Source organism: Agrobacterium pusense (genome assembly GCF_900102105.1).
GTDB lineage: Bacteria > Pseudomonadota > Alphaproteobacteria > Rhizobiales > Rhizobiaceae > Agrobacterium > Agrobacterium pusense.
In genome coordinates, this window is the sequence record NZ_FNBB01000001.1 from 397,046 (window position 1) to 410,337 (window position 13,292).

At 60.3% G+C, this 13,292-nt stretch carries 8 protein-coding genes and 1 tRNA gene; 3 read left to right on the top strand and 6 right to left on the bottom strand.

What is annotated here, in order from left to right; all coding sequences use genetic code 11:
- Positions 1-126: 126 nt before the first annotated feature.
- A complete protein-coding gene (locus tag BLU28_RS02035; RefSeq protein WP_077986652.1) occupies positions 127-1,524 on the top strand; it encodes an MDR family MFS transporter in 1,398 nt (465 codons plus the stop codon).
- On the opposite strand, the gene BLU28_RS02040 is transcribed toward BLU28_RS02035, so the two are convergent.
- The 3 genes from BLU28_RS02040 to BLU28_RS02050 form a co-directional block, all read right to left on the bottom strand.
- Positions 1,525-2,265 (bottom strand): RlmE family RNA methyltransferase, encoded by a 741-nt coding sequence (locus BLU28_RS02040; protein ID WP_004440090.1) that lies wholly within the window; start codon positions 2,263-2,265, stop codon positions 1,525-1,527. It lies immediately after the preceding gene.
- On the bottom strand, positions 2,262-3,893 hold the full coding sequence (locus BLU28_RS02045; RefSeq protein ID WP_035208954.1) for a Ppx/GppA phosphatase family protein: 1,632 nt from the start codon (positions 3,891-3,893) through the stop codon (positions 2,262-2,264). The genes BLU28_RS02040 and BLU28_RS02045 overlap by 4 nt, the downstream gene beginning before the upstream one ends.
- A gap of 210 nt (positions 3,894-4,103) precedes the next feature.
- Positions 4,104-4,180, bottom strand: a tRNA-His gene (locus tag BLU28_RS02050).
- Between the two features lie 314 nt (positions 4,181-4,494).
- Here BLU28_RS02050 and BLU28_RS02055 point away from each other — a divergent pair.
- Together BLU28_RS02055 and BLU28_RS02060 are read left to right on the top strand one after the other, a co-directional pair.
- Entirely contained in the window at positions 4,495-8,238 is a 3,744-nt protein-coding gene (locus BLU28_RS02055; RefSeq protein WP_077986650.1) for an ATP-binding protein, read from the top strand.
- A 79-nt stretch (positions 8,239-8,317) separates the two neighbouring features.
- Positions 8,318-9,982, top strand: a complete 1,665-nt coding sequence (locus BLU28_RS02060; protein WP_035209031.1) for an ABC transporter permease — start codon at positions 8,318-8,320, stop codon at positions 9,980-9,982.
- A 310-nt stretch (positions 9,983-10,292) separates the two neighbouring features.
- Here BLU28_RS02060 and BLU28_RS02065 read toward each other — a convergent pair whose 3' ends face one another.
- Genes BLU28_RS02065 through BLU28_RS02075 form a run of 3 tightly spaced genes read right to left on the bottom strand, consistent with a single transcriptional unit; the run spans position 10,293 to position 13,187 of the window.
- The gene (locus tag BLU28_RS02065) at positions 10,293-11,105 is read right to left on the bottom strand and encodes an ABC transporter permease (protein ID WP_004440083.1); all 813 of its coding nucleotides are present in this window, start codon (positions 11,103-11,105) and stop codon (positions 10,293-10,295) included.
- 4 nt (positions 11,106-11,109) lie between these two features.
- The gene (locus BLU28_RS02070; protein ID WP_004440081.1) at positions 11,110-12,018 is read right to left on the bottom strand and encodes an ABC transporter permease subunit; all 909 of its coding nucleotides are present in this window, start codon (positions 12,016-12,018) and stop codon (positions 11,110-11,112) included.
- A gap of 11 nt (positions 12,019-12,029) precedes the next feature.
- Positions 12,030-13,187, bottom strand: a complete 1,158-nt coding sequence (locus BLU28_RS02075; protein ID WP_060942497.1) for an ABC transporter ATP-binding protein — start codon at positions 13,185-13,187, stop codon at positions 12,030-12,032.
- Positions 13,188-13,292 lie beyond the last annotated feature (105 nt).

The following is a 13,292-nucleotide window of genomic DNA, read 5'->3' on the forward strand; positions in this document are numbered from 1 at the left end:
AACCGGCCTCACGCAGGTTTGATCGGAACATCAGAAATTGGTAATTAACGTGTTGGCAAGCCCGCCTATCAGGCGTAGGACGGACGGCGATATCCCTTGTCGCAGCGGAAAGCCGCAGGCAGCCTCATGAACCGCATCATTCCCCTCATCCTGGCAGTCGCTCTCTTTATGGAGCAGATGGACTCCACCGTCATCGCCACCTCGCTTCCGGCAATTGCCGCAGATCTCCACGTCGGCCCGATTACGCTTAAGCTGGCTTTAACGGCCTACATGGTGGCTCTGGCGATTTTCATTCCGATCAGCGGCTGGATGGCCGACAAATACGGCGCGAAGAAAATCTTCCGTTTCGCCATTGGCGTCTTCGTCGTGGGGTCGATCTGCTGCGCGGTCTCGTCTTCGGTGTTCGAATTCGTACTCTCGCGTTTCCTGCAGGGTATGGGCGGAGCGATGATGACACCCGTGGGCCGCCTTGTGCTATTGCGCACGACGAAGCGCAGCGAACTCGTCTCCGCCATGGCGCTGCTGACAATACCGGGGCTCGTGGGGCCGCTGACCGGTCCGCCCATCGGCGGTTTCATCACCACCTATTTTTCATGGCACTGGATCTTCCTGATCAATGTGCCGATCGGCATCATCGGCATCTGGCTTTCGACGATCTTCCTGCCGGAAATCGAAACCACCAACCCGCCGCCAATGGACGGAAAGGGTTTCGTGCTGTCCGGCATCGCCGCCTCCGGCGTGGTGTTCGGCCTCTCCGTCGTCAGCCTGCCTGCGCTCCCGCCAGCCATCGGCATCGCGTCGACCATCATCGGCTTCATCTGCGGTTTCCTTTATATGCGCCACGCTACGCGCCACCCCGCCCCCATTCTGGACTTTCGAATTTTCCAGAACACGACCTTCCGGGCCGCCTCCGTCGGCGGCACCATCTTCCGCATCTCCACGGGCGCCATTCCCTTCCTGATGCCGCTGATGCTGCAGATCGGCTTCGGATTGAACCCGTTCCAGTCGGGCATGATAACTTTCGCCGGCGCCATCGGGGCGATCACCACCAAGTTCATGGCCAAGCGGGTGTTTGCGGCGACCGGATTTCGCTCGACGCTGATCGGCGCGGGCATCGTCGGCGCGTTCACGACGCTCGCCAACAGTTTTTTCACGCCGGAAACGCCATACCCGTTGATCATGATCTTTCTTGTGACGGCCGGATTTGCCCGGTCCTTCTTCTTTACCGGATCGAACGCGCTCAGCTATTCCGATATCGAGGACAGTCAGGCGAGCCAAGCAACGTCCATGGCCTCCGTGCTGCAACAAATCAGCCTGGCGCTCGGCGTTGCATTCGCCGCTTCCATTCTGGAAGTCAGCAGCATGATGTCGGGCACGCATCTGCAGCTCGCCGATTTCCACATCGCCTTCACCATCGTCGCGCTGGTATCGCTCTTCGCCATCGTGCCAATCATCCGCATGGACGCACAGGCGGGTGCGGCCGTTTCCGGCCACCGCGGCAAGGTCTCGCAACCGGCGGAGTAATCAGTCTTTCGAGGCCTCGTCGGCTTCAGATGCACCCGCCGCCTCGGTCTTGCGGCCCTTGAAGTGTTTGGCAAGCAGGAACATTTCCACCGATTCCGAGCGTGACGACGCCGGCTTGATGTGGAGAACCTGCTTGAAGTTCTTCTTCAGCATATCCAGCAGCTGCTTTTCCGTACCGCCCTGGAAGGTCTTGGCAAGGAAATGGCCACCTTCCGCAAGCACCTGAACGGCAAAATCGGCCGCGACTTCGCACAGATGCATGGTGCGGATGTGGTCGGTTTTCTGGTGCCCGGTGGTGGGTGCTGCCATGTCCGACAAAACAAGATCGGGCGTGCCACCAACGGCCTCCATCAGCTTTTCCGGCGCGCTCGGGTCGAGGAAGTCGAGCTGCAGAATTTTCACGCCGGGAATGGGATCGATCTCGAGGAAATCGATCGCTGCAACGCGGATATCGTCCTCGGTCGAATCCGTCACCTTGGCGGCGATCTGCGACCAGCTTCCGGGGGCGGCGCCAAGGTCGATGATGCGGGTGGCCCCCTTCAAGATCTGGTGCTTGTCGTTGATTTCCAACAGCTTGAAGGCGGCGCGGGCACGATAGCCTTCCAGCTTGGCGCGCTGCACATAGGGGTCATTGATATGACGTTCGAGCCAGCGGCGCGACGAGGCCTTGAGCTTGGTCTTCTTGACCTTCTGGCCGATCTTGCGGCCGGTGCGATTGGTGCTTGTTGGCGCCTTGCTCATGTCAAACCTTCCGTCCTGTCCTGCCGTACCATCTGCATGCGCCTTATGCGGTTGCGCCGCCATGCGCCGTCATCCGCCATCATATCCGTCAGCAGGCCTTCGCGCAGACCGCGATCCGCCACGCGCATTCGGCGCGCCGGCCAGCGGCGGCGAATGGCCTCGAGAATCGCGCAGCCGGCGAGAACCAGATCGGCCCGGTCAGGCCCGATGCAGGCATTGGCGGCGCGACCGGCGAAATCCCATGCCAGCAACTTGTCCTGCATCGCCGTCACCTCGGCATCGGAAAGCCAGAGACCATCCACCTTGCGGCGATCATATCGCGGCAGATCGAGATGAACGCCCGCAAGTGTCGTCACCGTGCCTGATGTGCCGATGAGGTGAAAATCCTCGTGATGCGTTTGCGGCGCGAGCGGCGGGCAATGGAAGGCGTCGAGCAGGCCTTCGACTTCCCGCACCATCGCAGCAAAAACGTCAGGCGTCACATCACGGCCGCCATGGCGCTCGGAAAGAGTAACAACGCCGACGGGCAGCGAGGTCCAGTGGGTGATGTGGTTGGCAAGCCGGTTCGAGCGGTTCTCCCCGACCTTGATGACGGCGATCTCCGACGATCCGCCGCCGATATCGAACAGCACGACGGAACGCGCTTCACGGCCGACGAGGGAGGCGCAGCCCGAAACCGCAAGGCGGGCTTCCGTCTCGCGGCTGATGATTTCGAGTTTAAGCCCCGTTTCCCGCGTAACACGCGCTAGAAATTCCTCGCCATTCGAAGCAGCGCGGCAAGCCTCGGTGGCGATGAGCCGCATGCGCCGGATCGGGCGGCCGGAGAGTTTTGCGGCGCAGACCTTGAGTGCTTCAACCGCGCGGTCCATCGCATCATCGGAAAGCCGGCCGCTCGATACCAGCCCTTCACCCAGCCGCACGATGCGCGAAAACGCATCGACCACCCGGAACTGGCCGGGCCGCGTCGGCTGCGCAATCAGCAGGCGGCAATTGTTGGTGCCGAGATCAAGCGCGGCATACATATCCGCCGGCGCGTCCGGGCCATGCTCGTGCTGCCGCCCTGGGTGACGGGCTGATGTTTCCGATTGCTGCCGGTGCTGGTCCTGCGCGGAGCCGCCGGCGCGACCGTTCTGCTTGCCGACGTGTTTCGGTGCATGGCTGGGGACAAGCGGGCGGCCCTGCGGATCACGTCCACGCGGATCGCGATGCCCGCGTTTGCGGTTACGCGACTTACGCCCGCCACCGGGTGGTACGGAGGATGGATTGGCCGGGTCAATTGCAGCTGAAGCCTGGACCTGTGCAGGGGAAGCCGCAGATGCAGGCTGAGACGCACCCTTGCCTCGAGAACGCCTGCGACGTTTTCTCTTGCGTGGCTCGGCATCCGGCTCGAGCGCCGATACATAGGAGGAACCGGCCGGAACATCCGCGGCAACATCATGCAACAACACAGAGGCGTCACGGGGCTTACCGTCACGCTTGTGTTTCTTGCCACGACGGGAACGCTTCGCTTTCCCTTTGTTTGCCACCGACGCCCCTTGTTCCGACGGCTTTGGGCCGTTTCCGGGGTCGATCACTGTCTTGTCCATTTCGCCGCGCACAAGCGTAGACGCTATGCTGCAGGCTTTCATAAGGTTTCGTTGGGCAGACAATACCAGCGCAAGAGATTTTAGCCAAATGGTTTTTGCCGGACTGAAACCGCAGGGCCCCTGACACGACCGCGCGCCGTGTGATCGCAAAGATTATTTTCCGGGAAAACGGGATATCTGACCAGCGGCGGAAGAGACTTTCCCCTCTCCCGGTAAGTCCTTGTGACATATAAACTTACTGGGAGAGGGGAATGGTACGGTTGAGTGGGGTCGAACCACCGACCTCAGGTGCCACAAACCTGCGCTCTAACCAACTGAGCTACAACCGCACATCAAACGCCAAAGCGGCGCCACGGGGGGTCACATAAAAGGTGTTTTTCCCATTTGCAAGTCCCTATCCGAATTTTGCGAAAAAAGGCAGCGAAAGGCAAGCGCTTTTCCAGCGCGGGCTGACACCGGAAAGCCGGCATTAAGGCTGTTGATGTTAACTCTATTTGGTGATTCATAAGCCGGGCGGTGGACCCGGCGACCCTGTGAAGTTATTTAAAATTCTGTTAACGTGATGCCTCGGCGGGTTTACGTTTCGGTTTCATGAGGAAGCCGGGAGCCCGCAAGGTCCGGTAGTGCCAGAATAGGTTTCGACATGCCCGCCGTCCAGTATCCCTTTATCGATATCGCAGTGCATGAACGGGTGCGTGAAGGTTTCGGGCGCGGTGAAGCGATGGCTTTGTTCTCGCTCGATCTTGGACATGTTCTATGGGCCAATGGACGCGGCGCTGCCCTGTTTGGCACGCCGATGGTTTATGACTTTCTGGAACAGGGACCGAAGCGGCAGGATGTGACATTCCGCCAACTGGCGGCCACGGCGGCGCGGCTTTCAAAGACCGGCGACAGCCTGCCCTTCACGATCCGCATCACCTCCGGTTTCCGCAGCATTGCCGCGACTGCGCGCGCGGAGATCATTGAGGCCGAGCCCGGCCAAACCGCGATACTCTTTTCTGCCCGCGCCGATCAGGCCGAGCCCGACATGGTGGAATGCGCCCGGCGCATGATCGAAGGCTTCGACGACCCCGATATTCATATGGCAGTCACCGATGGCGACAACCGGATCGTTGCCGCCTCGCCCGGCTTCTCTACACTCGGCATCACCCCGCATACGGCCAGAACACTGGTTGGAATGGCGGCGCGCCAATCGGGGCATCTTGTCAAACGCCCGGTACCTACCGGAAAGGGTTATCTGCCCGCAGCCGCTGGCCAAATCACCACCACGCCCGAACTCAACCTGATCTTCGTGGTCGAAACCGCACTGGGCACACTCGACCCCGATGGTTTTGCCGAGGACAAGCCGCAGGACGTCCCGGTCGTCGAGCCTGCGTCGCCGGTTGCAGAGACGGCGCCTGTTGTCGCAACGGCCGCCTCTTTCGACGCCGTTCTCGATGCTGTCGCAGACATCGAAGAGGTGGAAGACCCGCAGGAGCAGCCATCCGACGCGGAGGAAGAAGCGGTATCCGGACAGGATGAAGACAGGCTTATGCCCTTTGCGGAAGAGAAGCCGGAGGCCCCCGCAGCGCTTTTCACGCAGGACGCCGATGCGGCTGCGGACGTGGCGATGACTGACGACATTGCCGATCTTTTTGAACTGGATGAGGATGAGGCGGAGGCACCCTTCACCAAGAAGACGGACGACGAACCCGCCGAAGAGGCTCTCCATGCGGAGAGTTTCGTCGCAAAGGACGAGATAACCGAAAACGCGGCATCCCCGGTTGCGCCACCGGCGGACGAGGATGCTGCAATCGAGACCGAAGCAGTCGAACAGGCCCAGCCTTTTGCCTTCAACGCCGGCGCCCGTGCATCCCGTTTCGTCTGGAAAATCGACGCTGAAGGACGGTTCAGCTCCATCTCTCATGAATTTGCCGAGGCCGTGGGTGCCAGGGCGGCTGCGGTGGAAGGCATGGGCTTTGCCGACGTCGCCGCCCTGTTCAATCTCGATCCCGACGGAAAGATCCGAGAGCTTCTAGGCCGCCGCGACACGTGGTCGGGCAAGACAATCCATTGGCCCGTGGAAGGCACATCGCTGATGGTGCCGATCGATCTCGCCGCCCTGCCTACCTATACCCGCTCGCGGGAATTTGACGGTTTTCGCGGTTTCGGGATCGTGCGTCTGGCCGACGCCACAGAGGACCCGCACGCCATCGGCCTTACCTTCTTGAAGGGCGAAGAGTCTGATCCGGCGGAGGTTTCTCCGGAGCCAACCGTCGACAGCACGAGCCATGAATTGCTGGCCTTCATCGATGAGGATGACGATGCGGAGGACACTTCCGGATCGGCTACTGACGATGAAATCCCGGCCGCGGAGGTCGGAGCGGCAGACGATGCAGCGGACGACGTTTCGACCGACGAACAGCATCATGATTATACCCCGCCCGAATTCGAAGCCCCGGCAACTGCACCGGAACCGTCTTCCTCCGACAAGATCGTTCGTCTGGAAGAGCGCCGTTCGCGCTCCCGCGAAGGCCTGACCGCCGGTGAGCAGGCCGCCTTCCGCGAGATCGGCCGTGCCCTGGCGCCAGCGGATACTGCTTTCGAAGACGGCCGGGAAACGGATGCGGAAACCGTTTCCATCGATTCGGACACGCATGATATTAAACAGGACATAGATGCGCATGCGCCTGACAGCGCACCTTCCGATACTGACCTCAAGGCCACGGCGCCAGCGCAGGACGACGATCTTTTTGCCGACTATGTTCGGGGTGAACAGCCTGCGGCCGTCAGCGAACCCGTAGCGGAAAGCGGTTCGGACGAAATGCAGCAGCAGGCCATCGCCGAAGAGCGGCCGGTTGCCGAAGTCGCGGCAGCAATGGTCAGTCCTGTACCTCGCCCCGCCGACGCGCTGACGGCCGAGACGCTGGACCAGATGCCCGTTGCCCTTCTCGTGCATGCCGGCGACAGGCTGATCCACGCCAATCCGGATTTCCTGCGGCTGACGGGCTATGACTCTCTGGCCGAACTCGAAGAAGTGGGTGGGCTGGAAGCCCTGCTGCAAAGGCAGGAGCTCGAAGACATGCCTGACAATGAAGGCGGCATGGTGGTTGTCAGCGCCGAAAACGATATCGTTCCTGTCAGAGCGCGGCTGCAATCCATCCGCTGGGAAGAGACGAAGGCGCTGATGCTTTCTCTCGTTCCGCTGGAAGAAAAAGCAGCGCCGGTTGCCGCCGCCAATGAAAACACCGCGGCGCAGAGCGCGCAGGCCGGCAGCATTTCCCTGCTTCAGGGCGAAGTCGAGGAACTGCACTCCATTCTTGAAACGGCCACTGACGGCGTGGTGCTTTTGGGCGACGAAGGCGAAATCCGCTCCCTCAACCGCTCGGCCAGCGCGCTGTTCAACTATGACAATGGCGAAATTGCCGGCAAGCCTTTCGTCACGCTCTTTGCCCATGAGAGCCAGCGCGCCGTGCTGGACTATCTCTCCGGCCTCGCCAATAACGGTGTTGCGAGCGTGCTGAACGATGGCCGCGAAGTGATCGGCCGCGAAGCATCCGGCGGTTTCCTGCCGCTGTTCATGACCATCGGGCGGCTCAAATCCTCACATGGCTATTGCGCTGTAATCCGCGACATCACCCAGTGGAAGCGCACCGAAGAAGAACTGCGCAACGCCAAGCGCGCGGCGGAAACCGCCAATGCCCACAAGACCGACTTCCTAGCGCGCGTCAGCCACGAAATCCGCACGCCGCTCAACGCCATCATCGGCTTTGCGGACATGATGGCGACAGAACGTTTCGGGCCGATCGGCCATCCGCGTTATGTGGAATACGCCAATGATATCGGCCGTTCCGGCCGGCATGTGCTCGATATCGTCAATGATCTCCTCGATATATCCAAGATCGAGGCGGGGCAGATGGATGTCGACTTCATCGCCGTCCCGCTCAACGAAACGGTGGCCGAAGCGGTCTCGCTGGTGCAGCCGCAGGCAAACAATCAGCGCGTCATCATCCGCACGGCGCTTGCGCAATCCGTGCCGCAGATCGTCGCCGACCTGCGATCGATCAAGCAGATCGTGCTCAACATCCTGTCGAACGCCATTCGCTTCACCCCGTCAGGCGGGCAGATCGTTGTATCCACCGCCTATGAGGCCAATGGCAGCGTGTCGCTTCGCATCCGCGACACCGGTATCGGCATGACGCGGGCGGAACTGGAACAGGCGATGAAGCCGTTCCGGCAGGTGGCTTCTTCCGGCAAACGTGTACGCGGTGACGGCACCGGGCTCGGCCTGCCGTTGACCAAGGCCATGGTGGACGCCAACCGGGCGAATTTCTCCATCACCTCGACACCCAACGAAGGCACGCTGGTGGAAATCACCTTTCCGTCACAGCGGGTCCTTGCCAACTGAGGTCATGCGGGCGTAGCAATGCGAAAGCCGCCGGCTGGAGAACCAGCCGGTCAAGGCCTATGCAGGACAGCAGGCTCGCATGCCCATGACGGTTCCCCTTCCCGCGACAAAACGCGTTTCTCTATTGCCGATTGCGGCCATCATTGTTTCGGCTATCGCCGCCATGCCCGTTCTGGCGATCTTCTGGCTGGCGCTGACCGGCAGCACGGAGGGGTGGCGACATCTTCTCGTCAACGTCCTGCCGCGAGCCGGATTTCGTACGTTCATGCTGCTCGGAGCAACGGCAGCGACGACCGCTTTCTTCGGCATTGTCTGCGCCTGGCTTGTCACCACGTTCGAGTTTCCGCTGCGGCGGCTGCTGTCGGCGGCGCTCGTCCTGCCGCTCGCCATTCCATCTTATCTCGCCGCTTATGCGTTCGGTGAGTTTCTCGACTTTACCGGGCCCGTGCAGAGCTTATTGCGTGCTGCTTTCGGCTATCACAGCATACGCGACTACTGGTTTCCTGATATCCGTTCCCTCGGCGGTGCGGTCATCGTCCTGAGCTCGGTGCTCTATCCCTATGTCTATCTCTCGGCCCGTGCCGCCTTTTCCATGCAGGGGCGTTTTGCAGCCGAAGCCGCACGCACGCTCGGCGCAAAGCCTCTCGACGTGTTCTTCTCCGTGCAATTGCCGATGGCGCGACCGGCGATTGCCATCGGGCTTTCTCTGGTCTTGATGGAGACCCTCAACGATATCGGCGCGGTCGAATATCTCGGCGTGCAGACGCTGACCTTCACCATTTACGAGACCTGGCTCAACCGCGGCAATCTCGCCAATGCAACGCAGATCGCCGCCGTCATCCTCATCATCGTCGGCGCGCTCATCGTAATCGAACGCAACGCCCGGGAAAAACAGCGCTTCGGCGCACCCAAGGCGACAAACATGACGCAGCGCCATCGGCTGAAGTCGCTGACCGGCTGGCGGCGCGGCGCGGCAACTGTTTTCTGCTTCCTGCCCGTGACGAGTGGCTTTCTCATTCCCGTCATCGTGCTGGGTGGTTACGCGGCCAAACGGTTCGATGCGCTGCTTGCGCCGAAACTTCTTAAGGCACTCGGGCACAGCCTCGAAGTTTCCTTTGCCGCGGCCCTGGTAACGCTGGTTGCGGCTTTCGTCTTTTCATACGCCATCCGCACGGGGCGGTCACGAACCTCGAAGTTTGCCGCCCGCTTCGGCTCCATGGGATATGGGGTGCCGGGAACGGTGCTCGCCATCGGCGTGCTCATTCCACTCGCGGCTCTCGACAACGGGGTGGACGGGTTCTTCCGTACACATTTCGGCTTTTCCACCGGCCTGCTGCTCTCCGGCACCGCGTTTGCCATCATCTATGCGCACACCGTGCGTTTCATGACCATGGCGGAAGGCACGCTGGATGCCGGTTTCCAGAAGCTTTCGCCGCATATCGACATGGCTTCGCGAACGCTTGGGCGGAACCGGGCGCAGACGCTGTTCAGGGTGCTGTTGCCCAATATGCGGCCCGCGGCGTTGACCGCTTTCCTTTTGGTCCTGATCGAATCCATGAAGGAGTTGCCGGCAACCATCCTGCTGAGACCCTTCGGCTTCAATACGCTTGCCACGCTTGTTTACGAGAATGCCTCACGCTCCAAGGTGCAGGATGCCGCCGTACCGGCGATCATCATCATCATCGCCGGGCTTGTCCCCGTCCTTCTCGTTTCCAGGTCGATGGATCATCCTGAAAACCGATGAGCGTCCCGCCAATGAGACAAAAAAAGAAAGGCGGCCTTGCGGCCGCCTGGATAAGGTGTGCTTTTCAACGAGAGAAAGGGGGACAATCTCGCCAGATGGAAATTATCAATCCCGGCCATCAGTCATATGACGACCCTGCGTTGGGTTTACTTTCCGCCAACTCCCATTAACAAGCAGTTAAAACCAAAATCGATCAATCACCGACGAAAATTCCTATTCTGGAACCGTAAAGCCCCGAAACTAAATTACAGGTTTCTGATTTTATTGGCGTTTCAACAGTAACGCGAAAAAATCGTAGAGTTCTCTCCGGTCAGTTTCGCGCCGCGGCGTGTTCATCGCGCATCCGCTGCAACTCCGTGCGCTTCGAGGCGATTGAGGCGACGATGACGCCGACGGTCACAAGCCCGATCAGGATGGTGCAGATGGCGTTGATTTCCGGGGTCACGCCGAGGCGAACCTGCGAATAGATCTTGATCGGCAGCGTCGTCGCACCCGGTCCGGTGGCGAAGCTGGCAATGACGAGATCATCGAGCGACAGGGTAAAGGCCAGCATCCAGCCGGCAATAACGGCGGGAAAGATCAGCGGCAGGGTGATACGGAAGAAGGTCTTGACCGGTGGGCAACCAAGATCAAGCGCGGCTTCCTCGAGACTTCGATCAAAGGTCAAAAGACGCGACTGCACCACAATCGCCACATAACACATGGTAAAGGTGGTGTGCGCAATGACCACCGTCCAGAAACCGCGATCCACGCCGACGGCCACGAAGAGCAGCAGCAGCGACAGGCCGGTAATCACCTCCGGCATGACGAGCGGGGCATAGATCATGCCGGAAAACAGCACCCGGCCCGGAAAACGCGCAAAGCGCGTCAACGAGAGCGCCGCGAGTGTCCCGAGGATGGTGCCGATGGTGGCGCTGAGGATACCCACGCGCAGCGTCACCCAGGCGGCATCCATCAACCCTTCATTCGACCACATGGACCTGTACCATTGCAGCGAGAAGCCGCCCCAGACGGTGACAAGCTTGGAAGCATTGAAGGAATAAACGATCAGAATGATGATCGGTATGTAAAGAAAGGCAAAACCGAGTGTGAGGACGGTGATGTCAAATTTTCCGCGCTTCATGGCCTCACCCCACCTTCTTTTGCTGGTTCTGGAAGATGGCGATAGGCACGACCAGCAACAGCAGAAGCAGCACGGCAACGGCTGATGCCAGCGGCCAGTCGCGGTTGCCGAAGAATTCCGTCCAGAGCGTCTTGCCGATCATCAGCGTCTGTGCGCCGCCGAGCAGATCGGGGATGACGAATTCACCTGTTATCGGGATGAAGCAGATCATCGAGCCGGCCACGACACCCGGCAGGGAGAGCGGGAACGTAATCTTCCAGAAGGCTTTCCAAGGCGGGCAACCCAGATCGGCGGCCGCTTCCAGCAGCGTATTGTCCAGCTTTTCCAGCGCGGAATAAAGCGGCAGTACCATGAAGGGCAAGTAGGAATAAACGATACCGATGAAGATCGCGGTTTCGGTGCGGAAGATGTTGACCTGCTGGTCCGGCCCGAGCAATCCGAGCCACTGGAACAGCACCGTCAGCAGGCCTTCCGGCTTCAGAATCCCGATCCAGGCGTAAACGCGGATCAGGAACGAAGTCCAGAAAGGCAGGATCACCAGCATAACCAGCGTCGGCCGCACGGAAGACGGCGCGCGGGCCATGGCCAGCGCCATGGGATAACCGATCAGCAAAAGCAGGAAGGTGGAAATGAAGGCGATGCGCAACGACGATAGATAGGCGTCGATGTAGAGCGGGTCTTCCGTCAGGAAGAGGTAATTTTCGAAATCCAGCTGCGAAAAGAAATCACCGAGCCTCGAGAAGCCTTCGAAGACAGGGGTATAGGGCGGCATGGAGATCGCCGTATCCGACAGCGAGATTTTGAAGATGATGAAAAAGGGGGCCGCAAAAAACAGCAGCAGCCAGAAATAGGGAACCGCGACGACCAGCCAGCGCCAGGGGCTTTGCCGGTTTTCGGGAGTGGTGATCGCCATCGAAGCCTCCCTCAGCGCGTCAGGACGAGGCCGGAGTCCGGCTTCCAGTTCAGCCACACCATATCGCCGAAGGTAATCGGGCGATCCACGAGACGCGAGACATTTGCCTGTGCGGCGCGGATGACGCGGCCATCGGCAAGCTTGACGATGAAGACCGAGAAGTCGCCCAGATAGCCGATATCCCATACCTCGCCATAGGCGGAGTTGATGCTGCTATCGGCAGGCTGATCGAGCGAGATGCGCACCTTCTCTGGCCGGATTGCGAAAGCCACCTGGCTACCGGCAGCAGCGGCGCATTCCTGCTCAACCGCCACCTTCAGCCCGTCGCAATCCAGTGTCACGAGGCCGGGCCTGCCGATATTGGAAGCATTGGCGACGACATTGGCGTCGAAAATATTGATGTCACCGATAAAATCGGCCACGTAGCGGCTGTTCGGCGCTTCATATATCTCGGCGGGCGTCGCCACCTGCACGACAATGCCCTTGTCCATGACGGCGATGCGGTCCGACACCGTCATCGCCTCTTCCTGATCGTGGGTGACGATGAGGAAGGTGAGACCGAGATTGGTCTGGATATCCATCAGTTCGAATTGCGTTTCCTCACGCAGCTTCTTGTCGAGCGCGCCGAGCGGCTCATCGAGGAGAAGCACCTTCGGCCGCTTGGCAAGCGATCGGGCAAGCGCCACGCGCTGCCGCTGCCCGCCGGAAAGCTGGCTCGGCTTGCGTTTGGCGAATTCCGTGAGCTTGACGAGGCGCAGCATTTCCTCGACGCGGGCGACGATGTCCGCCTTGGGCAGGCCATCCTGCTCCAGACCGAAAGCGACGTTCTTTTCTACCGACATGTGCGGGAAAAGCGCATAGGACTGGAACATCATGTTGGTGGGCCGCTTATAGGGCGGAACGCCGGAAATATCCTTGCCCTGCAGCAGGATGCGGCCCTCGGTCGGCTCCTCGAAACCAGCCAGCATGCGCATCAGCGTGGTCTTGCCGCAACCGGAGGGGCCGAGCAGCGAGAAGAACTCACGCTCGTAAATATCAAGCGTCAGATTGTTGACGGCGACGAAATCGCCAAAACGTTTGGTGACGTTTTCAAAGCGGATGAAGGGCACCGCATCGGGATTGTCCCAGGGGCTAAATTTGCGTTTGACCGGCCCTAGAGTTTTCGCCATTCACCCTACCCTCAAATCCCGTTGGTCTGTCGATCGATGCTTCGGGGCGGGCAATACCGGCAGGTAACGGACCTGCCGGCAAAGTATCAGAGGAACAGGCCCGCC

Excerpts from the sequence above, each read along its gene's own strand:
- BLU28_RS02035 (WP_077986652.1), top strand. The coding sequence starts at position 127 with ATGAACCGCATCATTCCCCTCATCCTGGCAGTCGCTCTCTTTATGGAG.
- BLU28_RS02040 (WP_004440090.1), bottom strand. The coding sequence starts at position 2,265 with ATGAGCAAGGCGCCAACAAGCACCAATCGCACCGGCCGCAAGATCGGC.
- BLU28_RS02045 (WP_035208954.1), bottom strand. The coding sequence starts at position 3,893 with ATGAAAGCCTGCAGCATAGCGTCTACGCTTGTGCGCGGCGAAATGGAC.
- BLU28_RS02055 (WP_077986650.1), top strand. The coding sequence starts at position 4,495 with ATGCCCGCCGTCCAGTATCCCTTTATCGATATCGCAGTGCATGAACGG.
- BLU28_RS02060 (WP_035209031.1), top strand. The coding sequence starts at position 8,318 with ATGCCCATGACGGTTCCCCTTCCCGCGACAAAACGCGTTTCTCTATTG.
- BLU28_RS02065 (WP_004440083.1), bottom strand. The coding sequence starts at position 11,105 with ATGAAGCGCGGAAAATTTGACATCACCGTCCTCACACTCGGTTTTGCC.
- BLU28_RS02070 (WP_004440081.1), bottom strand. The coding sequence starts at position 12,018 with ATGGCGATCACCACTCCCGAAAACCGGCAAAGCCCCTGGCGCTGGCTG.
- BLU28_RS02075 (WP_060942497.1), bottom strand. The coding sequence starts at position 13,187 with ATGGCGAAAACTCTAGGGCCGGTCAAACGCAAATTTAGCCCCTGGGAC.